Annotated in this window: 17 protein-coding genes and 5 tRNA genes; 15 read left to right on the top strand and 7 right to left on the bottom strand. The window is 60.4% G+C overall.

What is annotated here, in order from left to right:
- Positions 1–235: 235 nt before the first annotated feature.
- Positions 236–1,756, top strand: coding sequence for a nucleobase:cation symporter-2 family protein (locus tag CAG25_RS21615; protein ID WP_085612833.1), 1,521 nt, complete (start codon positions 236–238; stop codon positions 1,754–1,756).
- Between the two features lie 123 nt (positions 1,757–1,879).
- Here the strand turns inward: CAG25_RS21615 and CAG25_RS21610 are convergent.
- A tRNA-Asn gene (locus CAG25_RS21610) sits at positions 1,880–1,955 on the bottom strand.
- Between the two features lie 228 nt (positions 1,956–2,183).
- On the opposite strand from CAG25_RS21610, the gene CAG25_RS21605 reads away from it, so the two are divergent.
- Entirely contained in the window at positions 2,184–2,414 is a 231-nt protein-coding gene (locus CAG25_RS21605) for a hypothetical protein (RefSeq protein WP_039770137.1), read from the top strand.
- Here the strand turns inward: CAG25_RS21605 and CAG25_RS21600 are convergent.
- Positions 2,411–2,611, bottom strand: a complete 201-nt coding sequence (locus CAG25_RS21600) for a hypothetical protein (RefSeq protein ID WP_007956421.1) — start codon at positions 2,609–2,611, stop codon at positions 2,411–2,413. The two genes, CAG25_RS21605 and CAG25_RS21600, sit on opposite strands and share 4 nt — an antisense overlap.
- Before the next feature lie 112 nt (positions 2,612–2,723).
- Positions 2,724–3,920, bottom strand: a complete 1,197-nt coding sequence (locus CAG25_RS21595; RefSeq protein WP_085612831.1) for an amino acid aminotransferase — start codon at positions 3,918–3,920, stop codon at positions 2,724–2,726.
- A gap of 336 nt (positions 3,921–4,256) precedes the next feature.
- Here CAG25_RS21595 and uvrB point away from each other — a divergent pair, with 336 nt between their 5' ends.
- Positions 4,257–6,272, top strand: coding sequence for an excinuclease ABC subunit UvrB (gene uvrB / locus CAG25_RS21590; RefSeq protein WP_011333338.1), 2,016 nt, complete (start codon positions 4,257–4,259; stop codon positions 6,270–6,272).
- Positions 6,273–6,332: 60 nt separating this feature from the next.
- On the opposite strand, the gene CAG25_RS21585 is transcribed toward uvrB, so the two are convergent.
- Positions 6,333–7,823 carry an MDR family MFS transporter gene (locus tag CAG25_RS21585; RefSeq protein WP_170844900.1) on the bottom strand — a complete coding sequence of 497 codons (1,491 nt, stop codon included), beginning with the start codon at positions 7,821–7,823 and terminating at the stop codon, positions 6,333–6,335.
- Between the two features lie 49 nt (positions 7,824–7,872).
- Entirely contained in the window at positions 7,873–8,922 is a 1,050-nt protein-coding gene (locus CAG25_RS21580; protein ID WP_085612830.1) for an HlyD family secretion protein, read from the bottom strand.
- 230 nt (positions 8,923–9,152) lie between these two features.
- Between CAG25_RS21580 and gltX the strand changes: the two genes are divergently transcribed.
- The 12 genes from gltX (at position 9,153) to CAG25_RS21520 (ending at position 18,569) form a co-directional block, all read left to right on the top strand.
- Positions 9,153–10,634, top strand: coding sequence for a glutamate--tRNA ligase (gene gltX / locus CAG25_RS21575; RefSeq protein WP_007956429.1), 1,482 nt, complete (start codon positions 9,153–9,155; stop codon positions 10,632–10,634).
- Between the two features lie 202 nt (positions 10,635–10,836).
- Positions 10,837–10,912: transfer RNA gene (locus tag CAG25_RS21570), tRNA-Ala, on the top strand.
- A gap of 79 nt (positions 10,913–10,991) precedes the next feature.
- A tRNA-Glu gene (locus CAG25_RS21565) sits at positions 10,992–11,067 on the top strand.
- A 53-nt stretch (positions 11,068–11,120) separates the two neighbouring features.
- Positions 11,121–11,196: transfer RNA gene (locus CAG25_RS21560), tRNA-Ala, on the top strand.
- Between the two features lie 78 nt (positions 11,197–11,274).
- Positions 11,275–11,350 (top strand) — tRNA-Glu (locus CAG25_RS21555).
- Between the two features lie 183 nt (positions 11,351–11,533).
- The gene (locus CAG25_RS21550) at positions 11,534–12,073 is read left to right on the top strand and encodes a TetR/AcrR family transcriptional regulator (protein ID WP_039770145.1); all 540 of its coding nucleotides are present in this window, start codon (positions 11,534–11,536) and stop codon (positions 12,071–12,073) included.
- A 30-nt stretch (positions 12,074–12,103) separates the two neighbouring features.
- Positions 12,104–12,937 (top strand): alpha/beta fold hydrolase, encoded by an 834-nt coding sequence (locus tag CAG25_RS21545; RefSeq protein WP_085612829.1) that lies wholly within the window; start codon positions 12,104–12,106, stop codon positions 12,935–12,937.
- 47 nt (positions 12,938–12,984) lie between these two features.
- Complete coding sequence (locus CAG25_RS21540) at positions 12,985–13,446, top strand: thioesterase family protein (RefSeq protein WP_011333342.1); 462 nt, start codon at positions 12,985–12,987, stop codon at positions 13,444–13,446.
- A 35-nt stretch (positions 13,447–13,481) separates the two neighbouring features.
- Positions 13,482–14,441: a tRNA-dihydrouridine synthase gene (locus tag CAG25_RS21535; RefSeq protein WP_085612827.1), complete on the top strand. Its 960-nt coding sequence runs from the start codon at positions 13,482–13,484 to the stop codon at positions 14,439–14,441.
- A gap of 121 nt (positions 14,442–14,562) precedes the next feature.
- Positions 14,563–15,009 (top strand): Hsp20 family protein, encoded by a 447-nt coding sequence (locus CAG25_RS21530; RefSeq protein WP_063429319.1) that lies wholly within the window; start codon positions 14,563–14,565, stop codon positions 15,007–15,009.
- A 105-nt stretch (positions 15,010–15,114) separates the two neighbouring features.
- On the top strand, positions 15,115–15,894 hold the full coding sequence (locus CAG25_RS21525; RefSeq protein ID WP_309475020.1) for a DUF1266 domain-containing protein: 780 nt from the start codon (positions 15,115–15,117) through the stop codon (positions 15,892–15,894).
- Complete coding sequence (locus CAG25_RS21520) at positions 15,891–18,569, top strand: DUF805 domain-containing protein (RefSeq protein ID WP_085612823.1); 2,679 nt, start codon at positions 15,891–15,893, stop codon at positions 18,567–18,569. The genes CAG25_RS21525 and CAG25_RS21520 overlap by 4 nt, the downstream gene beginning before the upstream one ends.
- Here the strand turns inward: CAG25_RS21520 and CAG25_RS21515 are convergent.
- Positions 18,566–20,257, bottom strand: a complete 1,692-nt coding sequence (locus CAG25_RS21515; protein ID WP_085612821.1) for a molecular chaperone HscC — start codon at positions 20,255–20,257, stop codon at positions 18,566–18,568. The two genes, CAG25_RS21520 and CAG25_RS21515, sit on opposite strands and share 4 nt — an antisense overlap.
- 108 nt (positions 20,258–20,365) lie before the next feature.
- Positions 20,366–23,644: a bifunctional diguanylate cyclase/phosphodiesterase gene (locus tag CAG25_RS21510; protein ID WP_085612820.1), complete on the bottom strand. Its 3,279-nt coding sequence runs from the start codon at positions 23,642–23,644 to the stop codon at positions 20,366–20,368.
- Between the last annotated feature and the right edge of the window lie 26 nt (positions 23,645–23,670).

Genomic DNA, 23,670 nt, shown 5'->3' with positions numbered 1-23,670 from the left:
ATAAAAAAGAGTGCGGCCGCGCCGTCGGTCGCCGTGAACACTTCAGCCTAGGCGGATAAAGCGTGGACTCGATTGGGGATGTGTTGCCGAATTTGTGGGATGAAAGCAGCGGGATAGAAGGTTGGGTGGCTAGCTAACCATTATGTGACTGACAAGTTGTATACAAGTCTATGGACATTTGTCCTGACTCTTGCATACAGTGTGTGCATAACAAAAACCAGGGAACTCCCCCACCATGAAAACGCCCCATGTTTCACACCAACGGCCCGAGGACGAGAATCTCGGGGTCGGCGCGAATATGGCTTACGGCCTGCAACACGTTCTGACCATGTATGGCGGTATCGTCGCGGTGCCACTGATCATCGGTCAGGCCGCCGGGCTTTCGCCGGCGGACATCGGTCTGTTGATTGCTGCTTCATTGTTTGCGGGGGGACTGGCCACGTTGCTGCAAACCCTGGGTTTACCGTTTTTCGGCTGTCAGTTGCCGCTGGTGCAGGGCGTGTCGTTCTCTGGCGTTGCCACCATGGTGGCGATTGTCAGCAGTGGCGGGGAGGGCGGCTTCCAGTCGGTGCTCGGCGCGGTGATAGCCGCGTCGTTGATCGGTTTGCTGATCACGCCGGTGTTCTCGCGAATCACCAAGTTCTTCCCGCCGCTGGTAACCGGCATTGTGATCACCACCATCGGCCTGACGCTGATGCCAGTGGCCGCACGTTGGGCCATGGGCGGCAACAGTCACGCCCCTGATTTCGGCAGCATGCAGAACATCGGTCTGGCGGCGGTCACGCTGGTGCTGGTGTTGCTGCTGAGCAAGGTCGGCAGCTCGACCATCTCGCGTCTGTCGATCCTGTTGGCCATGGTGATCGGCACGGTGCTGGCGGTGTTCCTCGGCATGGCGGACTTCTCCAGCGTCACCCAGGGCCCGATGTTCGGCTTCCCGACGCCGTTCCATTTCGGCATGCCGACCTTCCACTTCGCTGCGATCCTGTCGATGTGCATCGTGGTCATGGTGACTCTGGTGGAAACCTCGGCGGACATCCTGGCGGTCGGTGAAATCATCGGCACCAAGGTCGACTCCAAGCGTCTGGGCAACGGCCTGCGGGCGGACATGCTATCGAGCATGTTTGCACCGATCTTCGGCTCGTTCACCCAAAGCGCCTTCGCCCAGAACGTCGGGCTGGTGGCGGTGACCGGGATCAAGAGCCGCTATGTGGTGGCGACCGGCGGTATCTTCCTGGTGGTCCTCGGCCTGCTGCCGTTCATGGGCCGGGTCATCGCAGCCGTGCCGACCTCGGTACTCGGCGGCGCCGGTATCGTGCTGTTCGGCACCGTGGCGGCGAGTGGCATCCGCACGCTGTCCAAGGTCGATTACCGCAACAACGTCAACCTGATCATCGTCGCCACCTCGATCGGTTTCGGCATGATCCCGATTGCCGCACCGAACTTCTATGATCACTTCCCGAGTTGGTTCGCGACCATTTTCCATTCGGGCATCAGCTCGTCGGCGATCATGGCGATCCTGCTGAACCTGGCGTTCAACCACTTCACAGCGGGTAACTCGGATCAGCAGTCGGTGTTTGCGGCGGCAGAAGAGCGGACCCTGCGTTATCGCGATCTGGCAGCGCTGCGTGAAGGCGACTACTTCAGCGACGGCAAGCTGCATGACTGCGACGGCAATGAAGTGCCGGTGATCGATCCGGATGCGGATCACGGTCATGGCGTACCGAAGGCACATGCCAAGAGCAGCGAGCACGTCTGACCGTTGTAGTTGAATGAAAAGGGCCGATCAGCTGGAAAACTGATCGGCCCTTTTTCTATGTCGCCGTTTTTTTCAGCGCCCACTAAAAAGCCCCTGAATCTTTCGATTCAGGGGCTCTGTATTTGGCTCCACAACCTGGACTCGAACCAGGGACCCAGTGATTAACAGTCACTTGCTCTACCAACTGAGCTATTGCGGAATTGGTGCGTATGTTACTGATTTAAAAAGACTAGTCAAGCGCGAGATGTAAATTTGTTGGAAAGGTCAGGACGGGCGGCGGTTTATCGGCGATTGGCGGTTACCAGAACTCCACCAGAGGTCTACCATGGCCGCCCGGAAGTGGTCACACGCGCTGCCGGCCATTCGCCGAAAAGGTACGCGCCATGAATAGTCCCATCCTCACCCATTGTCCTGTCGAGGTGTTCGCATGAGCACCGCGCAAATCAGCCTGCCCAAAGGCGTTGGCCCACATGCCGAAAAGCTTTACGACGCGATCACTCAGGCCGGTACGGCTGAAGAGCTGAACCGCGCAGGCGGCAAGGCCGAAGGTTTTGTCCTCGGCCTGGAAAGCACCAAGGCCATCAAGAGCCAGATCGCCGAATCGCTCTACGTCGTTTATGACGATGCGGCGACTCAGCGTGCAGCGGAACTGGCTTAACCGCCGAACGTGAAGGTGCCGAGCATCAGTTTGGCGTACAGCATCGTCGCACCCAGTTGCACCAGCCACAGCGCCAGCCCGCCGAGAAACACCCCGGCCGCGACTTGCAGCACCAGGTTGTTGCCGCGTTTGGCCGGGGCGCGGGGGATGAAGTCATCCAGATCGTCGCGGTCAGCGCGCAGGTCATCGTTTTTCATGTCGTCTCTCTGAAATATCGTTTGGGTGCAGTCTAGAGGGTGTAGCGGCTTTTCTTCAGACAAATAAAAAACGGGAAGCGCGAAGGCTTCCCGTTTTCAGTGCGGCGCCGGATCAGATGACCTGAACGATGGCGTCCGTCACGGCTTCGATGTTGCTCTGGTTCAGCGCAGCGACGCAGATGCGGCCGGTGTCCAGGGCGTAGATGCCGAACTCGTTGCGCAGGCGATGAACCTGTTCGGTGGTCAGGCCGGAGTAAGAGAACATGCCGCGCTGACGACCGACGAAGCTGAAGTCACGCTGCGGGGCTTTCTTGGCCAGCAGAGCAACCATCTGCTCGCGCATGCCGCGAATGCGCAGGCGCATTTCAGCCAGTTCGGCTTCCCACTGAGCGCGCAGTTCCGGGCTGTTCAGCACCGCGGCAACGATGCTTGCGCCATGGGTCGGCGGGTTGGAGTAGTTGGTGCGGATCACGCGTTTGACTTGCGACAGGACGCGGGCGCTTTCTTCTTTCGATTCGCTGATGATCGACAGCGCACCGACGCGCTCGCCGTACAGCGAGAACGACTTGGAGAACGAGCTCGATACGAAGAAGGTCAGGCCGGATTCGGCAAACAGACGCACGGCAGCGGCGTCTTCGGCGATGCCGTCACCGAAACCCTGGTAAGCCATGTCGAGGAACGGCACGTGACCTTTGGCCTTGACCGCTTCCAGCACGTTGTTCCAGTCCGTCGGGCTCAGGTCGACGCCGGTCGGGTTGTGGCAGCAGGCGTGCAGCACGACGATCGAGCCATTCGGCAGGGCGTTGAGGTCTTCGAGCAGGCCGGCACGGTTCACGTCGTGGGTGGCGGCGTCGTAGTAGCGGTAGTTCTGCACCGGGAAACCAGCGGTTTCGAACAGCGCGCGGTGGTTTTCCCAGCTCGGGTCGCTGATGGCCACAACGGCATTTGGCAGCAGTTGCTTGAGGAAGTCGGCACCGATTTTCAGTGCACCGGTCCCGCCGACGGCCTGGGTGGTGACAACGCGGCCAGCCGCCAGCAGTGGCGAATCATTGCCGAACAGCAGCTTTTGCACGGCCTGGTCGTAGGCCGCGATGCCGTCGATCGGCAGGTAGCCGCGCGAGGCGTGCTGAGCGGCGCGAAGGGTTTCGGCTTCGATGACGGCGCGCAGGAGTGGAATTCGCCCCTCTTCGTTGCAGTACACACCCACCCCGAGGTTGACCTTATTGGTCCGGGTATCGGCGTTGAATGCTTCGTTGAGGCCCAGGATTGGATCGCGGGGTGCCATTTCGACAGCGGAGAACAGGCTCATTTTTACGGCAGCTCTAATGGAGAGTGGAGGGACGTGTGGCGCTCCAGCCGAATGCACTAGAGCGGTGCACAAACGGGGAGCTAGTATAGAGGCCATCATCGATCAATGGCGACAGGCGAATCGGCTTTTAAGGTAAGTTTTTCCGATTATTTCTCGACCGTTAGTCGAATGGATCTGTCGGAGACTTTACCGGATGTAGGACGTTTGCCTTGAAAGGCGAGGCAATCGGCTCCACATTCAGCACAATCTTCGTTTTTTCTTGCGCGACATCGGTCGTTTGCGGTCATTCTCGTGGTGCTGCGGTTTGCCAGCAGCGTCGCGATTCCAGAGGTGTTTATGTCTGAATTCCAGCTCGTCACCCGTTTCGACCCCGCCGGCGATCAACCCGAAGCCATTCGCCTGATGGTCGAAGGCATCGAAGCCGGGCTGTCGCACCAGACGCTGCTCGGGGTGACCGGGTCGGGCAAGACCTTCAGCATCGCCAACGTCATCGCCCAGGTGCAGCGCCCGACCCTGGTGCTGGCGCCGAACAAGACGCTGGCCGCGCAGTTGTACGGCGAGTTCAAGTCATTCTTCCCGAACAACGCCGTCGAGTACTTCGTTTCCTACTACGACTACTACCAGCCCGAAGCCTATGTTCCGTCGTCCGACACCTTCATCGAGAAGGATGCGTCGATCAACGACCACATCGAGCAGATGCGCCTGTCAGCGACCAAGGCGTTGCTGGAGCGCAAGGACGCGATCATCGTCACCACGGTCTCGTGCATCTACGGTCTGGGCAGTCCGGAAACCTATTTGAAAATGGTCTTGCACGTCGATCGCGGCGACAAGCTCGACCAGCGTGCGCTGGTGCGGCGGCTGGCCGACCTGCAATACACCCGCAACGACATGGATTTCGCCCGGGCGACTTTCCGGGTGCGCGGCGATGTGATCGACATCTACCCGGCGGAATCCGACCTCGAAGCGATCCGCATCGAGTTGTTCGATGACGAAGTGGAGAGCATTTCCGCGTTCGACCCGCTGACCGGCGAGGTCATCCGCAAGCTGCCGCGCTTCACCTTCTATCCGAAAAGCCACTACGTGACGCCTCGGGAAACCCTGCTCGACGCCATCGAGGGGATCAAGGTCGAGTTGCAGGAGCGCCTGGAGTATCTGCGCAACAACAACAAACTGGTGGAAGCCCAGCGCCTGGAACAGCGCACCCGATTCGACCTGGAGATGATCCTCGAACTCGGTTATTGCAACGGCATCGAAAACTACTCGCGCTATCTGTCGGGGCGTCCGGCCGGTGCGGCGCCGCCGACGCTCTACGATTACCTGCCGGCCGACGCCTTGCTGGTGATCGACGAATCCCACGTCAGCGTGCCGCAGGTCGGCGCGATGTATAAGGGCGACCGCTCGCGTAAAGAGACCCTGGTGGAATACGGCTTCCGCCTGCCATCGGCGCTGGACAACCGGCCGATGCGCTTCGACGAGTGGGAAGGGGTCAGCCCGCAGACGATTTTCGTCTCGGCCACGCCCGGCAACTACGAAGCCGAACACGCCGGCCGGGTGATCGAACAGGTTGTGCGCCCGACCGGTCTGGTCGACCCGCAGGTTGAAGTGCGCCCGGCGCTGACACAGGTCGACGATCTGCTCTCGGAAATCACCAAGCGCGTCGCGGTAGAGGAGCGAGTGCTGGTCACCACGCTGACCAAGCGCATGGCCGAAGATCTGACCGATTACCTGGCCGATCACGGTGTGCGTGTGCGTTATCTGCACTCGGACATCGACACCGTCGAGCGGGTGGAAATCATCCGCGACCTGCGTCTGGGTACTTTTGATGTGCTGGTGGGGATCAACCTGCTGCGTGAAGGTCTGGACATGCCGGAAGTGTCGCTGGTGGCGATTCTCGACGCGGACAAGGAAGGTTTCCTGCGTTCCGAGCGGTCGCTGATCCAGACCATCGGCCGGGCGGCGCGTAACCTCAATGGCCGGGCGATTCTCTACGCGGATCGCATCACCGGTTCGATGGAGCGGGCCATCGGCGAAACCGAGCGCCGTCGCGACAAGCAGATTGCCTTCAACCTGGCCAACGGCATCACGCCGAAGGGCGTGTTCAAGGACGTCGCCGACATCATGGAAGGCGCCACCGTGCCCGGTTCGCGCAGCAAGAAGCGCAAAGGCATGGCCAAGGCCGCCGAAGAAAACGCCAAGTACGAAGCCGAACTGCGCTCACCGAGCGAGATCACCAAGCGCATCCGTCAACTGGAAGAGAAGATGTATCAGCTGGCCCGCGACCTGGAATTCGAAGCCGCGGCGCAGATGCGCGACGAAATCGCCAAGCTGCGTGAGCGGCTGTTGGCCGTTTAACGGATCGTTCCCACGCTCTGCGTGGGAATGCAGCCCTGGACGCTCTGCGTCCGCTCAAGGTTAATGTGCCTCGCCGGCCTTCAGTCCGGCAGGCAGTTTCTTGGTCAGCAAAATCGCCAACATGCTGATCCCCAGCGCAATCCCGACAAAATGAAACGCATCGTTGTAGGCCATGATCAGCGCCTGCTGATGCACGATCTCGCTCAACTTGCCCAGCGCCGCCGTGTCACTGCCGAACCGATCAGTCATCGACGCCAGGCGTTCGGCCACCTGCGGATTGGTCGGCACCACCGCTTCACGCAGGTAATCGAAGTAGGTCTTGGTGCGCGCATCCAGCAGGGTGGCGAGCAGAGCGATGCCGATGGCGCCGCCGAGGTTGCGCAAAATGTTGAACAGGCTCGATGCCGAGCCCGCGTCCTGCGGCAGGATGTACGCCGTGGCGATCAGCGAAATGGTCACCATGATCAGCGGCTGGCCCAGTGCGCGGATGATCTGGATCTGGTTGAACTGCGGCCCGGCGAAATCCGGGTTGAGCACGCCGGAGGAAAAACTCGCCAGCCCGAACAGGCCGAATCCGATCGTGCACAGCCATTTCGGCGAGACGAATTTCATCAGTTTCGGCACCAGCGGAATCAGAAACAGCTGCGGCACGCCCATCCACATGATCACTTCGCCGATCTGCAGGGCGTTGTAGTTCTGGATCTGCGCCAAATAGAGCGGCAGCAGATAGATCGAACCGTACAGCCCAACGCCCATGCCGAGGCTGGAAATACTCGACAGCCCGAAATTGCGGTTGCGCAGGATACCCAGGTTGATCAGCGGATTGGGCTTGGAAATCTGCACGATCACAAAGGTGATCAGGCTCAGCAGGGCGATGCTGCCCAACGTCACGATCAGGCTCGACTCGAGCCAGTCCTTGCGATGGCCTTCCTCAAGAAAAACCTGCAGGCAACCGAGGCCGATACCCAGGGTGAGAATGCCGGTGTAATCGGTGCTTTTCAGCAGCTCCCAGTGCGCTTCTTTCTTCTCCAGCCCGTACATCAGCCCGGCGATCATGATCAGCCCCGGCGGGATGTTGATATAGAAGATGTATTCCCAGCCCCAGTTCTCCGTGAGCCAGCCGCCGAGGGTCGGTCCGATGGACGGGGCGAAGGTAGCGGTCATGGCAAACATCGCCATGCCTTTGGCGCGGTGATGTTCGGGGAGTTTGATCAGGGTCAGGGTGAATGCCAGCGGGATCAGCGCGCCGCCGGTGAAGCCCTGCATGGCGCGAAACACGATCATGCTCTCCAGGCTCCAGGCCATTGAGCACAGCAGCGACGAAATCAGAAACCCCAGCGACACCCACACCGCCAGCCGCCGTGCCGACAGCAACTGCACCAGCCAGGCGGTCAGCGGGATCATGATGATTTCCGCCACCAGATAAGACGTCGAAATCCACGAGCCTTCTTCCAGCGTCGCCGACAGGGCGCCCTGAATATCCTTGAGCGAGGAGTTGGTGATCTGGATGTCGAGCACCGCCATGAAGGCGCCGAGCATTACGCTCATCACCGCGATCCAGTCCCGCCGGGTCGGTTCGCCGACCGGGCGGATCAGTGAATCACCGGCCATTGTCCGGGGCGTCTTTGATGTTCACGGTGGCGGTGACGGACATGCCCGGACGGATCTTGCCGTGCAGCGGGTTATCGGCCTTGAAGGTCAGCTTGACCGGAATCCGCTGCACGACCTTGGTGAAGTTGCCGGTGGCGTTGTCCGGCGGCAACAGGCTGAACTGCGCGCCGGAGGCGGCGAACAGGCTGTCGACCCGGGCCTCGATCGGCGTATCGCCGTAGGCATCGAAAAGCAGCTCGGCTTTCTGGCCCGGCTGCATGTGACCGATCTGGGTTTCCTTGAAATTGGCCTGCACCCAGATGTCTTCGTCCGGAACGATTGAAAGCAGATAGGCGCCGGCCTGCACCACCTGACCATTGCGCGCGGCACGCTGGCCGATCAGGCCGCTGATCGGTGCGTGGATTTCGCTGCGGGTCAGGTTCAGTTCGGCTTGGGCGAGGTCGGCGCGGGCGTTGGCAATCTGCGCATCGAGGCGTTTGATCTCGGCGGTCAGCGCGTTGACCTGCTGGCGCTGGCTCTGGGCATCGGCCTGGGCCTTGGCCACTTGCGAACGGGCGATGTGGGCGTCGGCGGAGAGGGTGGTGACCCGCTCCTCGGAGACGTAGCCGGGTTTACGCAGGGTTTCTGCCCGCGACAAATCCATCTGCGAGCGCCCGAGGGTGGCTTGTGTGGTTGCCACTTGTGCATCGCTGGCGGCGATCAGGCTCGATTGCTGAGTTAATTTGCTCTGGGCCTGCAGGCGTTCGGCTTCGCGGGTGGCGAGGGCGGCATTGGCGCGATCGACGGCGAGGCGGAAATCATTCGGTTCGAGACGAATCAGCAACTGGCCTTTTTCCACATGCTGGTTGTCCTGCACCAGCACTTCCTCGATGCGTGCGCTCAACTGGCTCGACACGCGGGTGATTTCACCCTGGACATAGGCGTTGTCGGTGCTTTCATAAAAGCGTCCCTTGAAAAACCAATGGGCCAAAAAGCCCCCGGCAATCAGCAGGACCAGCAACAGGAAAATGAACAGACGACGCTTGAGTTGGGCAGGCATGGGCAAACTGTAGTCGAGGAATTGTAAGGAAAGTTATCAGCAGGCGAATCTGGCACACAGCCGATGAGCGGTAAATGCCGTCTGTTGATATTCGGCCATTCACCACGGCCAACGGGCGTTCCAGACGCAACCTTGGCTTAAATGCCCTGCCCGCTGGAGCGGGGCGGGTGTCGCCTGTTACCATTCGCCGCTTGATCGTTCTTTGCTTTTCATTCTTTTCGAGACATGCCATGACCACCGTCCGCACTCGCATCGCGCCATCGCCTACCGGGGATCCCCACGTAGGTACCGCTTACATCGCACTGTTCAACTACTGCTTTGCCAAGCAGCACGGCGGTGAGTTCATCCTGCGGATCGAAGACACCGATCAGTTGCGTTCGACCCGCGAGTCCGAACAGCAGATCTTCGACGCCCTGCGCTGGCTGGGTATCGACTGGAGCGAAGGCCCGGACGTCGGCGGTCCGCACGGTCCTTACCGTCAGAGCGAGCGCGGCGATATCTACCAGAAGTACTGCCAGCAGCTGGTCGACATGGGCCACGCCTTCCCGTGCTTCTGCACCGCTGAAGAACTGGACCAGATGCGCGCCGAGCAAATGGCTCGCGGCGAAACCCCGCGTTACGACGGCCGCGCGCTGCTGCTGTCCAAGGAAGAAGTCGCCCGTCGCCTGGCTGCCGGCGAGCCGCACGTGATCCGCATGAAGGTGCCGAGTGAAGGCGTCTGCGTGGTGCCGGACATGCTGCGTGGCGATGTCGAGATCCCGTGGGATCGCATGGACATGCAAGTGCTGATGAAGACCGACGGCCTGCCGACGTACTTCCTGGCCAACGTAGTCGACGATCACCTGATGGGCATCACCCACGTGCTGCGCGGCGAAGAATGGCTGCCGTCGGCGCCGAAACTGATCCTGCTTTACGAATACTTCGGCTGGGAACAGCCGGAGCTGTGCTACATGCCGCTGCTGCGTAACCCGGACAAGAGCAAGTTGTCCAAGCGCAAGAACCCGACTTCGGTGACATTCTACGAGCGCATGGGTTTCATGCCTGAGGCGATGCTCAACTACCTGGGCCGCATGGGCTGGTCGATGCCGGACGAGCGCGAGAAGTTCTCGCTGCAGGAAATGGTCGACAACTTCGACCTCAAGCGCGTGTCGCTGGGCGGGCCGATTTTCGACATCGAGAAACTGTCGTGGCTCAACGGCCAGTGGCTGCGTGATCTGCCGGTGGAAGAGTTCGCCGCTCGCGTACAGAAGTGGGCGTTCAATTCCGAATACATGATGAAGATCGCGCCGCACGTTCAGGGCCGTGTCGAAACCTTCAGCCAGGTTGCACCGCTGGCCGGATTCTTCTTCGCCGGTGGCGTGAACCCGGATGCCAAGCTGTTCGAATCGAAAAAGCTGTCGGGCGATCAGGTTCGTCAGTTGATGCAGTTGATCCTGTGGAAGCTGGAAAGCCTGCGTCAGTGGGAGAAGGACAGCATCACCGCGACGATTCAGGCGGTGGTCGAATCCCTCGAGCTCAAGCTGCGTGATGCGATGCCGCTGATGTTTGCTGCGATCACAGGGCAGGCGAGTTCGGTGTCGGTGCTCGATGCGATGGAAATCCTCGGGCCGGACCTGACCCGTTTCCGTCTGCGCCAGGCGATTGACCTGCTGGGCGGCGTGTCGAAGAAAGAAAACAAAGAGTGGGAAAAGCTGTTGGGCGCCATCGCCTGATTGCGTTTGACTCTGCAGGACGCGCCGAAGGTCAGGATCTTTTGATCCTGTCCTTCGGTGTTTTCCCCCGAATTTACGGGGGGAGGGCGGTAAGTGATTGTAATGCCGACAAAAAATTTTGAATTTTTTCAAAAATAAGTTTGACAGCCTTTCGATACGCCCTTAAGATTCGCCCCGTCCTCAGCGATGACATCAACGATGAGGGGCTATAGCTCAGCTGGGAGAGCGCTTGCATGGCATGCAAGAGGTCGACGGTTCGATCCCGTCTAGCTCCACCAATTTACACTTCGAAGCCTGGCCACACCGGCTTCGAAGCGATCAACACTCAGCGTTGATCAGTTGTATAGAAGGGTTTGCGTCCCCTTCGTCTAGTGGCCTAGGACACCGCCCTTTCACGGCGGTAACAGGGGTTCGAGTCCCCTAGGGGACGCCAGTTTTACAGAAGCGATGTTGCAAGATGTCGCTCCGCCGAGAGGCGAAAAATCCGGGGCTATAGCTCAGCTGGGAGAGCGCCTGCATGGCATGCAGGAGGTCAGCGGTTCGATCCCGCTTAGCTCCACCAATTTACAGTTCAAGGTCTGGCCACACCGGCCTTGAATCGATCAGTACTCAGCGCTGATCAGTTGTATAGAAGGTTTGTGTCCCCTTCGTCTAGTGGCCTAGGACACCGCCCTTTCACGGCGGTAACAGGGGTTCGAGTCCCCTAGGGGACGCCACGATTACCCGCTCTGCGGGATTTTATAAGGGTCATTCAATTATTGAATGGCCCTTTTGTTTGTCTGGCGTTTGGCCAAATCCTCTTTTTCCTTAACACTGTGCTTCAGACCAGCGGTCACGCGTGTGACTTGCGGAATATTATTATGAGAATAATATTGCTATCGTAATATTCGGAGGCGACGATGAACGACAAGAAAGCTCAAACCCGCGAACGCATTCTCAAGGCCGCCAGTGCTGCACTGATCCAGCGCGGTCCGGCTGAACCGAGCGTGGGCGAAGTGATGGGTGCGGCCGGCCTGACCGTCGGCGGCTTCTATGCCCACTTCGAAAGCAAGGACGCCATGATGCTTGAGGCGTTCAAGCAATTGCTCGGTCGCCGTCGCGACCTGATTGCCGACATGGATAGCGAGCTGACCGGTGAAGAGCGCCGCGCTCTGGTAGCCGCGTTCTATCTGTCGCGCAAGCATCGCGATTCCAGCGATTCGGCCTGCCCGATTCCGGCCTCCATTGGTGAGCTGGGCCGTCTGCCGGAGGCCTTTCGGATCGCGTTGAACGAACACTTGGAATTGATGATTGCGCAGTTGGCCGCAGCGCCGGAAGACACCGACAAAGCGTTAGCCGACGTGGCCTTGATGGTGGGTGGCCTGGCGCTCGCGAGGGCGTTGGGTCCTGGGGATTTATCCGATCGATTGCTGCGCGCCGCCAAGTCGGCGGTGCGTTGACCTGAAGGCTACAAGCCCGGGGAGAGAGCGATGAGCACGTTGAAGTGGGTTCGCGGCGTTAATGGCACCTTGGGCTGGTTCGCACCGAAACTGGTGGCGAGCAAAATGCGGTTGGCGTTCATGACGCCGCGCGTGAATAAACCGAGGGACTGGGAATTGCCGCTGCTGGCGAAATCCGAACGCATCACCTTGCGCTTCGGTCTTTCGGCCCTGCGCTGGGGGCAAGGCCCGACTGTTTTGCTGATGCACGGCTGGGAAGGGCGGCCCACCCAGTTTGCCGCGTTGATCACCGCGCTGGTTGAAGCGGGTTACACCGTTGTCGCGCTTGATGGCCCGGCTCACGGTCGCTCGCCGGGGCGTGAAGCCAACGTGGTCCTGTTCGCTCGAGCGATGCTTGAAGCCGCTGCCGAATTGCCTCCGTTGCAGGCTGTCATCGGTCACTCCATGGGCGGCGCCAGCGCCATGCTGGCGGTGCAATTAGGATTGCGCACCGAAACCCTCGTGAGCATTGCCGCTCCGGCGCGGATTCTCGGGGTGTTGCGCGGGTTTGCCCGTTATGTCGGCATGCCGCCCAGGGCTCGCTCGGCGTTCATTCGTCAGGTCGAACAGGACGTCGGCATGCGCGCCGCCACCCTTGATGTCGCGCACTATCAACTGGATATGCCAGGCCTGATCGTGCATGCCGAGGACGACACCTTCGTCTCGGTCAAGGAATCCCAATTGATCCACGAATCCTGGTTCGACAGTCGCCTGCTGCGCCTGGAAGCCGGCGGCCATCAGCGCGTGCTGGCCGACCCCCGAGTGATTGATGGCGTGTTATCACTGCTGGCCGGGCGCAGCCTTCAGGCGCGGCAATCGGCGTAGTCATCCGTTACACTGCCCCGGTTGAATCATCTGACCGGGAGTAGGGCATGGGCTGGGATCGGGCAACGCCATTTACCATTGATCTGCAAGTGGGCGCCGAGGACATCGACGGGCTGGGCCACGCCAACAACGCGGTCTACGTGACCTGGCTCGAGCGTTGTGCCTGGCGCCACTCGCAGCGCCTGGGCCTGGATCTGGTCGAGTACCGGCGTCTGGATCGGGCGATGGCCGTGGTGCGACATGAAATCGATTACCTGGCCGCTGCCTACGAAGGCGATGAACTGCAACTGGCGACCTGGATCGTCGATTGGGATCAGCGCCTGAAAATGACCCGTCACTTCCAGCTGATCCGCCCCAGCGACAACGCCACGCTGCTGCGCGCCCAGACCACCTTCGTCTGCATCGAGCTGTCCACCGGCAGGCCCAAGCGCATGCCTGCCGAGTTCATCGAAGGCTACGGCCCGGCCATACAGACGGCGGACATGGGTTTAACCCGCGAAACCCAGTAAACTGCCGCACGTTTTTCCTTGAGTGTGTGTTTCCCATGCAAATTGCTCTGGCGCCGATGGAAGGGTTGGTCGATGACATCCTGCGCGATGTCCTGACCCGTGTCGGCGGTATTGACTGGTGCGTGACCGAGTTCATTCGGGTCAACGACCAGTTGCTGACCCCGGCCTATTTCCACAAGTTCGGCCCTGAACTGCTCAACGGTGCCCGCACCGCTTCCGGCGTGCCACTGCGCGTGCAGCTGCTGGGTTCCGATCCGGTGTGCCTGGCGGAAAACGCGGCGCTGGCCTGTGAGTTGGGTTCTGAGGTGATCGACCTGAACTTCGGCTGCCCGGCCAAGACCGTCAACAAATCGCGCGGCGGTGCGGTGCTGCTCAAGGAGCCGGAGCTGCTCAACCGGATCGTCGAGCACGTCCGTCGCGCCGTGCCCGCACACATTCCCGTCACCGCCAAGATGCGCCTGGGGTTCGACAGCACGGACGGCGCGCTGGTGTGCGCCACGGCGTTGGCCGAAGGTGGCGCCGAGCACATCGTGGTTCACGCCCGCACCAAGGTCGACGGCTACAAGCCGCCGGCGCATTGGGAGTGGATCCCGCGCGTGCAGGACGTGGTCAAGGTGCCGGTGTTCGCCAACGGCGATATCTGGAGCGTCGAAGACTGGCGCCGCTGCCGGGAAATCAGCGGCGTCGAAGACATCATGCTCGGTCGTGGTCTGGTGTCGCGCCCGGATCTGGCCCGTCAGATCGCCGCCGCCCGTGCTGGCGAGGAAGTCGTCGAGATGACCTGGACCGAACTGATGCCACTGATCCAGGACTTCTGGCTGCAAGCCAAAGCGCAAATGACCGCGCGCCAGTCGCCGGGCCGTTTGAAGCAGTGGCTGGCCATGCTGACCCGCAATTACCCTGAGGCCGTCGAGCTGTTTACCGTGCTTCGGCGTGAAACCGAGCCGGATCAAGTCTCGCGTTTACTGGGTTTGCCGGTCGCTGAAGCGGCCTGAAAAAAATCTGCAAATACGCTCTTGAAAACAAAACGCAGGTCCCTATCTAAGGGTTACGCGATGCCGAATTCGGGTCGCGGAGACAAAAAAACTTGCTGATTGTTTTCAGGAGATTTGAACCATGAGTACTGCATTTTCCCTCGCTCCACTGTTCCGTTCCTCGGTGGGTTTCGACCGTTTCAACGACCTGTTCGAAACCGCCCTGCGCAACGAGCCAGGCAGCACCTATCCGCCTTACAACGTGGAAAAACACGGTGACGATCAATACCGCATTGTCGTAGCGGCGGCCGGTTTCCAGGAAGAAGACCTGGAACTGCAAGTCGAAAAAGGCGTGCTGACCATCAGTGGCGGCAAGCGTGATGCCAACGAAGGCGTCACGTTCCTGCACCAGGGCATTGCCCAGCGTGCATTCAAGCTGTCCTTCCGCCTGGCCGATCACATCGAGATCAAGGCTGCCGGTCTGAGCAACGGTCTGTTGAGCATCGACCTGTTGCGCGTGATCCCGGAAGAGGCGAAAGCCAAGCGCATCCCGATCAACGGGGCGCAGAAGCCGGCTCTGCAACACTGAGTCACTTGCAGAAACAAAATCGTCTGAACGGACGATAAGCCGCTGAATGAAGGCCCCGATACGTCGGGGCCTTTTTTTGTGGGCGCAGGAAAATCGTCGCGGGGTTTGCCGCTGGTTTCCCGGCTCTTTACAATCCGCGCCGACAAGGCCGGCACTTCCTATCTTCCACCGGCCCCGGAGCCTTTCTTCATGGACGAAATAGAACAGCGCTGGTTGTATGCGCTTTCTGCGCCTTTGGTCGCCCTGAATCCCGATGCCGATTACACCGCGCCCACCTATTGCTTCGACCTCAAGCACGTCGATGTCGAAGGCGGGTGGGGCATTACCACGCGCCCGCAACTGTTGGACATGTTGCGCACGGCTGACAACGGGCACGCCACACAGTTGAACGAAGCCTATCGTCAATGGGAACGCTGCCTGCCTTCCGAGTGGCAAGCGCTGATCGAAACACTCGACAGCCGGCAACGGGCTTTTTACGAATTGGCCAGCCGTACGTTCGGAGAGTGCGGCTCCGGCGGCATTCGCGCCTGGGATATCGGGCGTATGGGGTTTCTGCTGCGCTCCGCAGTGCTGCACGGCTGGATCGACCTGACCGAAAGCCTCTGGTTGCACGGTCGCATGGCGGCGCGTGCGCGGTATTACTACGACAGTTGGACCAGTTATCTGAACGGTTTTGTCATCGGCAAAGCCTTTTGGCATTGCCTCGGCAACAAGGATGAGGAACTGGCTCACGAGTACGACCGGCAGGGTGATTACATCGGCACGACGGTGGTGATCAGGAAGCTGGATCGCGACGCTCGCGATTTTTTTGCACAATTGCCTTGGGACATGCCCCTGCATCTGCCGGAACGCCCTGAGTCTCTAGGGGAGTTCGACTGGTCATGAGCTGCTGGATTCGCTTGGGTATCGAGCCCACCAAAGACAATGAAGCCATTCGTGGCGCCTATCGCGCGCGTTTGCCACAGCACCATCCGGAAACGGACCCTGAAGGTTTCCAGGCATTGCGCGAGGCCTATGAAATCGCCTTGCGCTTTGCCCGAGAAGATGAGCCCGAGGCAGATGCACCGGCTGCCGCCGAGCTGACTGCCGGCGATCAGCTGTTGAGCGGCTTTGATGCGTTGCTCAATGATTCTGCGCGCCGATTCGCTCCTGCGGCGTGGCAGGTCTTCATTTTTGAGCTGGATCAAGTGCCGCTTGAGGTTTTGGATGAGGTTTGCTGGCCTTTGCTGCGCGAGTTGCTCGATGCAGGGCCTATTTCCCACGTCTGCGCACGCTTGCTCGCCCAACGCATGGGCTGGGCGAGTCGGATGCTCGATCTGGATTTCGAAAATGCCCGGCATGTCGACGAATTTTTGCAGCGTATCGAGGCGGCGGATCCTTTCGATACATCGTTGATGAGCGAATGGCCAGTCGTCGCGCAACTGGAAACGCTATGGTTTTTGCGTACGCTGAATCATCTGCACCGTAATGCGTCACTGGATGATTACCGTCATTTCGCCAACCTTCACACCTGCGTACCGCTACCGCCGGACGACGGTTTGCTGCAGCGTCTGGCCATCCAGTTCAGTCAGGCCGGCATTGCCAGCAAAGGCTTTCTCGAAATCATCAACGAGCAGCATCGGCTTGCGCCGATGGATGTTGACTGGCTCTATCTGCTGGCGTGCCAGCGCAGCGCCTTGGGCATGGAAGAATTGGCGCTGCAGGCTTGGGTGCGTCTCTGGCGAGAGCATCAGCACCCGAAAGCCGCAGACTGGCTCCTGGCCCTGTGCGCGCGTCATCAACCCCAGCGTTTGCCGTTGTTGATTCAGGCCTTTGATCGCCTCGAGAATTTCCGCGACTGGTCCGATGACCTGGGTGATGTCACCCAGGAATACGGCAGCCCTTCGCAGCGTCCGGAAACACTGGGTCGCTGGTTTCGCGCCCGACAGCTTGAGCTGCATGACATTGCCGATGCCTTCGTCGAATGGCGCATCAGTGGTGATGAATTACCGTTACTGGCATCTCTGATCGTCGCCAGCGATGACCCGCGACTGCAGACGCTGTACCAGTACGCCTGGGCGCTGCACCGGGGTGACGTTCCATTGCTGCAACAAATCATGGAGGCGCCGCAGGCTTCGGACATTCTTGAGCAACTGGTGTTGGAAGGCTTCAAGTATCAGGCCGACCAGCAAATCTGCTGGTTGACCCAGGCACCGATTCCGCTGGCACTGAAAGCATTTCTGGCGAGCAATTCAGCGCAACCGGTACTTGAGCCGGTGTTGCAGAAGGGCGAACCGCTGGCGCTTTGTCTGCTGTGGATGCGTCGCCTGCGAGCCTACGACGCTCGTTCGTTGGCCCGACTGGATGAGGCATTCGGCCTCGGCAAGCAAGGCGCGCTGCTCGACGGACTGAAGTTGCAGGCACAACTCGCCGGGCAGGGCATGTTGCTTCCCGCTATCGATGGTCGTTGCGATGTGTGGGAATGGCATCGTCAGGCCCTGTATCTGCTGGCGACGCTCGACCAGCCGGTGCGCTGGCTGGGCGCGCAGTCGGCGCATTGCGTCGACTCGATGAATATAGAGCGGGAGCATCCTCTGGCCCGTTTGCAACCGTTGCTCTGCCGGTTGAATCGCGAACAGGGCAGTGCCAGCGGTCTGCTCGGGTGGTTGCAAGCGGCAGATCCGGTGCATGCCATGCTTGCCCGTCAGCTGTTGAGCGCTCAAGAGGCGCTCGACAGTGCGCGGTTGCTGAGCAACGACCGCTTGTTCGAGTGCATGCGCAGCGATATCAAGGCGTTCGATGACGATTTGCTCGGGCGCATGCTGCTGGGGGGCGTGCTGTATCACGATCCTCTGCTGGATGCCCAACAGCGAAAATACCTGCTCGACAGGATTACCGAGGTCGTCAATCCACAGGACTGGTTCGATGGTTTCCGCCACGGTTTGATCAAGGGTGAGCCGCCGCATCCACCTTCAGCGCTTCTGGAGGAAGAAGGGATCAACAGTGATGCTTTCGGCCTGGCCGTGGATGTGCTCAAGGGATTGGTGCGTTACGGCAGTGCCGGTGTGCCGCGGCAGAAAATGCTGCTGCGCATGCAACGAGCCAAGGACAATCCCGAGAATGGCCTCGGTCTGCGTTTTGCCTTCAGCGCACTGTTGTCGTGGAGTGAGCGTTTGTTGCAGGCCAAAAGCGACACCCGCCCGACGCCGGCTTCAGCGTTCTGGCGTTTGGGCTCGCGGTTGGGGCGAGGCGCATTCATCTGGCAGGTCATTGGCGCTGTGTTGATCACACCTTTGGCGGCGTTGCTCAGCGGTACGCCGCTGGCCGGAATCATCGTGATGTTGTTGGGCGCAACGTTCCTGCTCGGCGCGATTTTGCGTCGTCTGCATGATATGGGGCGAGGGATTCCCACCTTGCTGATCATCGCAGTGTTGTCGCCGGTACTGCCTTTCTTGCCGCTGATATTGTTCGGATTTCCCGGTGACACTTTGCCCAATCGGTACGGCGTGCCACCGGACAGCGTCGGTGAAGACACACTGCCCGGCGGTTTGCAGGCCACGCTGCGACGGCTGAACGGTTAGAGGCGAAGTTGATCCAGAGCCTTGTTGAGTTGTGACCGGTGGCTGGCAATCTCTTCCGATTGCTGGCTGCCGAGCACGGTGGTGAACGTGTCCAGCCAGTCGGCAATGCGTTCGCGTTCGTCCCCCAGGCTTTGCGTCCACGCACGCTCCAGCCGGGCCAGTAGCGTCCGGTTTGGAAGGGCGTCTCGGGGGTGGATTTTCAGGGTGGCGAGTCGCTCGTGACTGTTTTGTCGCGATTGTTCGTCGAGCCCGGTCGGGCTTCGATCAATGCTGTGGCTGTGACGTTCACCGCTGTCCAGCAAGTTGACGTCAACCTCGAGCAATCCGTTGATGTCGTAGCTGAAACGCACATCCAGAGCCTGGATCTGTTCGCTCGCCGTTACCGGTACGTCGAAAGCATCAATGAAAATGTTATCGCGCACCCAAGGGCGTTCGCCCTGGTAGACCGCGATGCGAATGGTCTCCTGCTGTGGATGCGTGGTGTAAAAGCGTTGCACCCTGGATGTTGGAATAATGGTATTACGCTCGATGATCGGTGAAAAAGCGCCGCTGATACCTTCACCACGGTTGGTCGAAATTCCCAGTGTGTAAGGGCAGACATCGGTCAGGATCAGTTCTTCAACCGCACCGTCCCGCGCCTTGCACGCCGCTTGCGTCGCCGCACCCAGTGCGACAATCGTGTCCGGATCGAGGTGTCGATAAGGCAGGCGTCCGAACAGCGTGGCCACCATTTGCTGCACCGCTGGCATCCGGGTGGCACCGCCTACCAACACCAGGCTGTCGAGATCTCGGGGTTTGAGGCGGGCATCACGCAGGGCTTGCTCGATCGGTGCGCGCAAACGGGCCAGAAGTGGTTCCCAGATCTTTACGGCGCCGCTTTCGTCCAGCGACCATTCATACGAACTGTCCCCATTGCGCCAGTTCAGGCTTTGAGTACCTTCGGAGAGCTTGCACTTGAGCTGTTCAAGGTTGTCGCAAAGGCTGGCGAGATTCTGGGCTTCAATGTGCGCCGGGGTGAGCTGCCACGCCTTGAGGCATGCCTGCAGCAAGGCCTCGGTAAAGTCCTCCCCACCCAAAAAGTTGTCGCCGGTGGACGCATGCACTTCAATCAGCGGCAACGCATATTCCAGCACAGTGACATCGAACGTCCCGCCGCCCAGATCGAATATCAGCGTGCGTTCGAATTTCTGCTCGTGCAGCCCATACGCCATCGCGGCGGCGGTTGGCTCGTTGATCAGTCGGGAAACCTTCAGGCCTGCCAGTTCGGCGGCAAACAGGGTGCGTTTGCGTTGTTCGTCACTGAAATACGCCGGCACGGAAATCACCGCTTCAGCCACCGGGTGGCCGAGAAAGGCTTCGGCGTCCTGCTTGAGTGAGCCCAGCACCAGTGCCGATAACTCTTCGGGGCTGAAGGTTTTGGTGCCGAGTTCGATCTGCCGGTCGCTGCCCATGAATCGCTTGAACGCGGCGGCTGTTCGTTCCGGGTGGGTCGTCAGGCGTGCACGTGCGGCTTTGCCGACCAAAATGGTCTCATCTTCATCGAGGCTGACCACCGAAGGGGTCAGTACCTCGCCGAGGGCGTTGGGGATCAATCGGGCCTGACCGTCCTGCCAGACGGCGATCAAACTGTTGGTGGTGCCAAGGTCAATGCCCAGCAGGGCCGGGCGGAGGAGGGTTGCATCCTGCATGATCGATCTCGAAACAGCGCGAAAAAACGCGACCCTACAGGTTGCCGCCAACCCTGGCAATTACCGGCCTGGCGACAATGCCTGTGGTAAGCGACTGCAGGTGTCTGGTCATTCCAGCAATCCTTTTAACCCTTCCAGCGGCAACGGCCGACTGTGCAAATATCCTTGATACAAATGGCAGCCTAACCCTTGCAGGAACGCCAGCTGTTCCGGGGTTTCCACACCTTCGGCGATCACTTCCAGTTCCAGGCTGCGGGCCATGGCGACGATGGCGCGGATGATTTCGGCGTCGTTGGGGTCGGTGGTGGCGTCGCGGATGAACGACTGATCGATCTTCAGCGTGTCCACCGGCAATCGTTTCAGGTACGTCAGCGATGAATAGCCGGTGCCGAAATCGTCCATGGCAAAACTCACGCCGAGTTTTTTCAGGCGGCGCATTTTGCTGATGGTGTCTTCCAGGTTCTGGATGACGATGCCTTCGGTGATTTCCAGTTTCAACAGCGAGCAAGGCAGGCCGTGGCTGCTCATGCTGTGTTCGATGCGCTCGACGAAGTCGTTCTGGCGGAACTGCCGGGGGCTGATGTTCACACACAGGCTGAAGGCCAGAGGATCGATCAGCTTTTCGGCGATCAATTGCTTGAAGGCTTCGCACGCCTCGTCGAGGATCCAGGTGCCGACCTCCAGAATCAGCCCGCTGTCCTCCAGCACCTTGATGAATTCGGTGGGTGATTGCGCGCCGAGTTCCGGGTGATTCCAGCGTACCAGGGCTTCGGCGCCGATGATGCGGTTGTCCTGGGCGTCGATCTGCGGTTGGTAATGCACGTCGAATTCCCCCCGGGCCAGCGCCAGACGCAGGTCGGTCTCCATGCGCAGCCGTTCGCTGGCCGCTTTCTGCATGGTGTTGTGATACATCTGCGTGGTGTTGCGCCCCGAATCCTTGGCGCGGTACAGCGCAATGTCGGCGCGCTTGAGCAGGTCGGTCGGGGTCGAGCCGTGATCGGGAATCAGCGCCACGCCGATGCTCGGCGTCACTTGCAGACGCTGGCCGTCGAGGAACATCGGCTCCGACAGCAACTCGCGAATGGTGTCGGCCAGCTCGCGCACCTGAACGCTGACGTCATTGCGCGTGCCCTCCAGGCCACTGAGCAGCACTACGAATTCATCGCCACCGAGCCGCGCCACGGTGTCTTCCATGCGCACACTGGCCTCAAGCCGCGCAGTGATGATTTTCAGCACCGTGTCGCCGACCGGGTGACCCAGCGAGTCGTTGATGTGCTTGAAGTGATCCAGGTCGAGAAACAGCAGCGCCCCGCGCAGGTTGTGGCGCTTGAGCAGGGCGATCTGCTGGCTGAGGCGATCCATCAGCAGTGCGCGGTTAGGCAGGTTGGTCAGCGGATCGTGATACGCCAGATGGCGGATCTGCGCTTCGGCGTTCTTCAGCAGGCTGACGTCCCGTGCGGTCAACAGCAGACAGGCGGTTTCGTTGAGAGTGATCGGTTCGACCGAGACTTCCACCGTCAGGATCTCGCCGCGCTTGTTGCGCCCGAGCATTTCCTGATGGTGCACACGGCCCTTGATCTGTAGCTCGGCCAGCAGTGCCGAACGCTGTTTTTCCTCGGCCCAGATACCGACCTGATACACGGTTTTGCCCACCACTTCGTCGGCGCGATAGCCGGTGAGGCGGCAGAAGCCGTCGTTGACCTCCAGATAGCGCCCGGTGTCGCGTTCGGTGATGGTGATCGCGTCGGGACTGGAGTGAAACGCCTTGGCGAATTTCTCTTCGCTGGCTTTGAGCGCCGCTTCCGAGCGCTGTTGCTGGGTAATGTCGCGCAGCGTGGTGACGATGCACGGCTGGTTGCCGACGCTGATCTGGCGGCTGGAAATCACGCAGGTCAGCGACTGGCCGTCCTTGTGCTGGACGATGATCGCGACGTTGCTCAGGCCCTGTTCGCGGATCACCCGTTCGATGCGTTGCAGGCTTTTCGCCGAGGCGTCCCACAGGCCGATTTCTTCGGCGGTGTGGCCGATCACATCGCTGGCACTCCAGCCGAAGGTCTGGGAAAAGCTGGAGTTGATCTCGATGAATTCCCCGGTTTCCTGGCGCGTGACGCAGATCGGGTCGGGGCTGACCTGGAACAGCGTGGCGAATTTCTCTTCCGAAGCCACCAACCGTTGTTCGCGCTCGACCTGATCGGTGATGTCCAGCAGGGTGCCGGCCATCCGCAGCGGTACGCCGTTGTCGTCGCGATAGAGGCGGGCGCGGCTTTCCAGATAACGCGAGCTGCCGTCCGGCAGTTGCACGCGGTAAGTCAGCTGATAATTTCCCGCCGGGCCTTCGCGCAGGCTGCGATAGGCATCGCGCATGCTGTCGCGCTCTTCGCCGGGGACGCCTTCGAAGAATTCTTCGAAGGATTCATGGAACGGTTTCGGCTCCAGGCCGTGCAATTGCGCCGCCCGGGCCGAGCCGTAGAGCATGCCGCTGGGAATGTGCCAGTCCCAGGTGCCGAGTTGCGCCGAATCCAGCGCCAGGTCGAGGCGTTCCTGGCTGTCTTTCAGGGCATGTTCGGCGGCTTTTCGTTCGGTAGTGTCGAGAAAAGTGCTGAGCAGGTAAGGCTGGCCTTCGAGTTCGACCTTTTGCGCGCTGAGGATGCCGTCGTGGATCTGGCCATTGCTGGCGCGGAACTGCACCTCCATGCTGACCAGTTCGCCCTTGGCCTTGGTCTTCTTGACCAGCTCCGCCCGCTGCTCGGGATGCACCCACAGGCCCAGTTCCAGGGTGGTACGGCCGATGGCGCTCTGCACCGGCCAGCCGAACAGGCTTTCGAAATACTGGTTGGCCTCGCTGATCAGGCCGTCTTCCTGGCGGGTCAGCAGCACCATGTTCGGGCACAGATGAAACAGTGTGGCAAAACGTTTCTCCGAACTGCTGAGCGCCTGTTCCCGTTGCCGCTGGTGGGTGATTTCGCGGATCACCCCGATCATTCGGGGTCGACCGTGTTTGTCCGGCAATAGGCTGCCGTTGATCTCCAGCCAGTGCAGGCTGCCGTCGGGCCAGCGGATGCGGTGGTGCATCGCCTGTTCCAGCGGTGCGCCGGCAATCACCGCGTGGAAGGCGCGGATGGTTTTCGCCCGGTCTTCCGGCGGCAGCAGATCGAGGTATTCCAAGTCTTCGGGCAGCGGTTGCCGCGGGTCGAAGCCGAACAAGGCCTGGGTGCCCCGCGACCAACTGATCTGCCCGCGCTCGATGTCCCAGTACCAGGCGCCGAGCCGGGCACCGTTGAGCGCCGCGAGCAATTGCGGCGCGCTCTCCCAGCTCTGCTCGGATCGCCGTGGATCAATGGCCTGGATACGCGGCATCGGCGGAATACGGTCAACAGATTTCGGCATTGTTAAGGGGCCTTGAGCTGATTTGG

The sequence above is a fragment of the Pseudomonas sp. B16(2017) genome (assembly GCF_002113205.1).
GTDB classification, from domain to species: Bacteria; Pseudomonadota; Gammaproteobacteria; order Pseudomonadales; family Pseudomonadaceae; genus Aquipseudomonas; species Aquipseudomonas pharyngis.
This window is presented reverse-complemented; position numbering and strand designations above follow the sequence as displayed.

Coding starts and splice junctions, on each gene's coding strand:
- CAG25_RS21615 (WP_085612833.1), top strand. CDS start 236: ATGAAAACGCCCCATGTTTCACACCAACGGCCCGAGGACGAGAATCTC.
- CAG25_RS21605 (WP_039770137.1), top strand. CDS start 2,184: ATGAGCACCGCGCAAATCAGCCTGCCCAAAGGCGTTGGCCCACATGCC.
- CAG25_RS21600 (WP_007956421.1), bottom strand. CDS start 2,611: ATGAAAAACGATGACCTGCGCGCTGACCGCGACGATCTGGATGACTTC.
- CAG25_RS21595 (WP_085612831.1), bottom strand. CDS start 3,920: ATGAGCCTGTTCTCCGCTGTCGAAATGGCACCCCGCGATCCAATCCTG.
- uvrB (WP_011333338.1), top strand. CDS start 4,257: ATGTCTGAATTCCAGCTCGTCACCCGTTTCGACCCCGCCGGCGATCAA.
- CAG25_RS21580 (WP_085612830.1), bottom strand. CDS start 8,922: ATGCCTGCCCAACTCAAGCGTCGTCTGTTCATTTTCCTGTTGCTGGTC.
- gltX (WP_007956429.1), top strand. CDS start 9,153: ATGACCACCGTCCGCACTCGCATCGCGCCATCGCCTACCGGGGATCCC.
- CAG25_RS21550 (WP_039770145.1), top strand. CDS start 11,534: ATGAACGACAAGAAAGCTCAAACCCGCGAACGCATTCTCAAGGCCGCC.
- CAG25_RS21545 (WP_085612829.1), top strand. CDS start 12,104: ATGAGCACGTTGAAGTGGGTTCGCGGCGTTAATGGCACCTTGGGCTGG.
- CAG25_RS21540 (WP_011333342.1), top strand. CDS start 12,985: ATGGGCTGGGATCGGGCAACGCCATTTACCATTGATCTGCAAGTGGGC.
- CAG25_RS21535 (WP_085612827.1), top strand. CDS start 13,482: ATGCAAATTGCTCTGGCGCCGATGGAAGGGTTGGTCGATGACATCCTG.
- CAG25_RS21530 (WP_063429319.1), top strand. CDS start 14,563: ATGAGTACTGCATTTTCCCTCGCTCCACTGTTCCGTTCCTCGGTGGGT.
- CAG25_RS21520 (WP_085612823.1), top strand. CDS start 15,891: ATGAGCTGCTGGATTCGCTTGGGTATCGAGCCCACCAAAGACAATGAA.
- CAG25_RS21515 (WP_085612821.1), bottom strand. CDS start 20,257: ATGCAGGATGCAACCCTCCTCCGCCCGGCCCTGCTGGGCATTGACCTT.
- CAG25_RS21510 (WP_085612820.1), bottom strand. CDS start 23,644: ATGCCGAAATCTGTTGACCGTATTCCGCCGATGCCGCGTATCCAGGCC.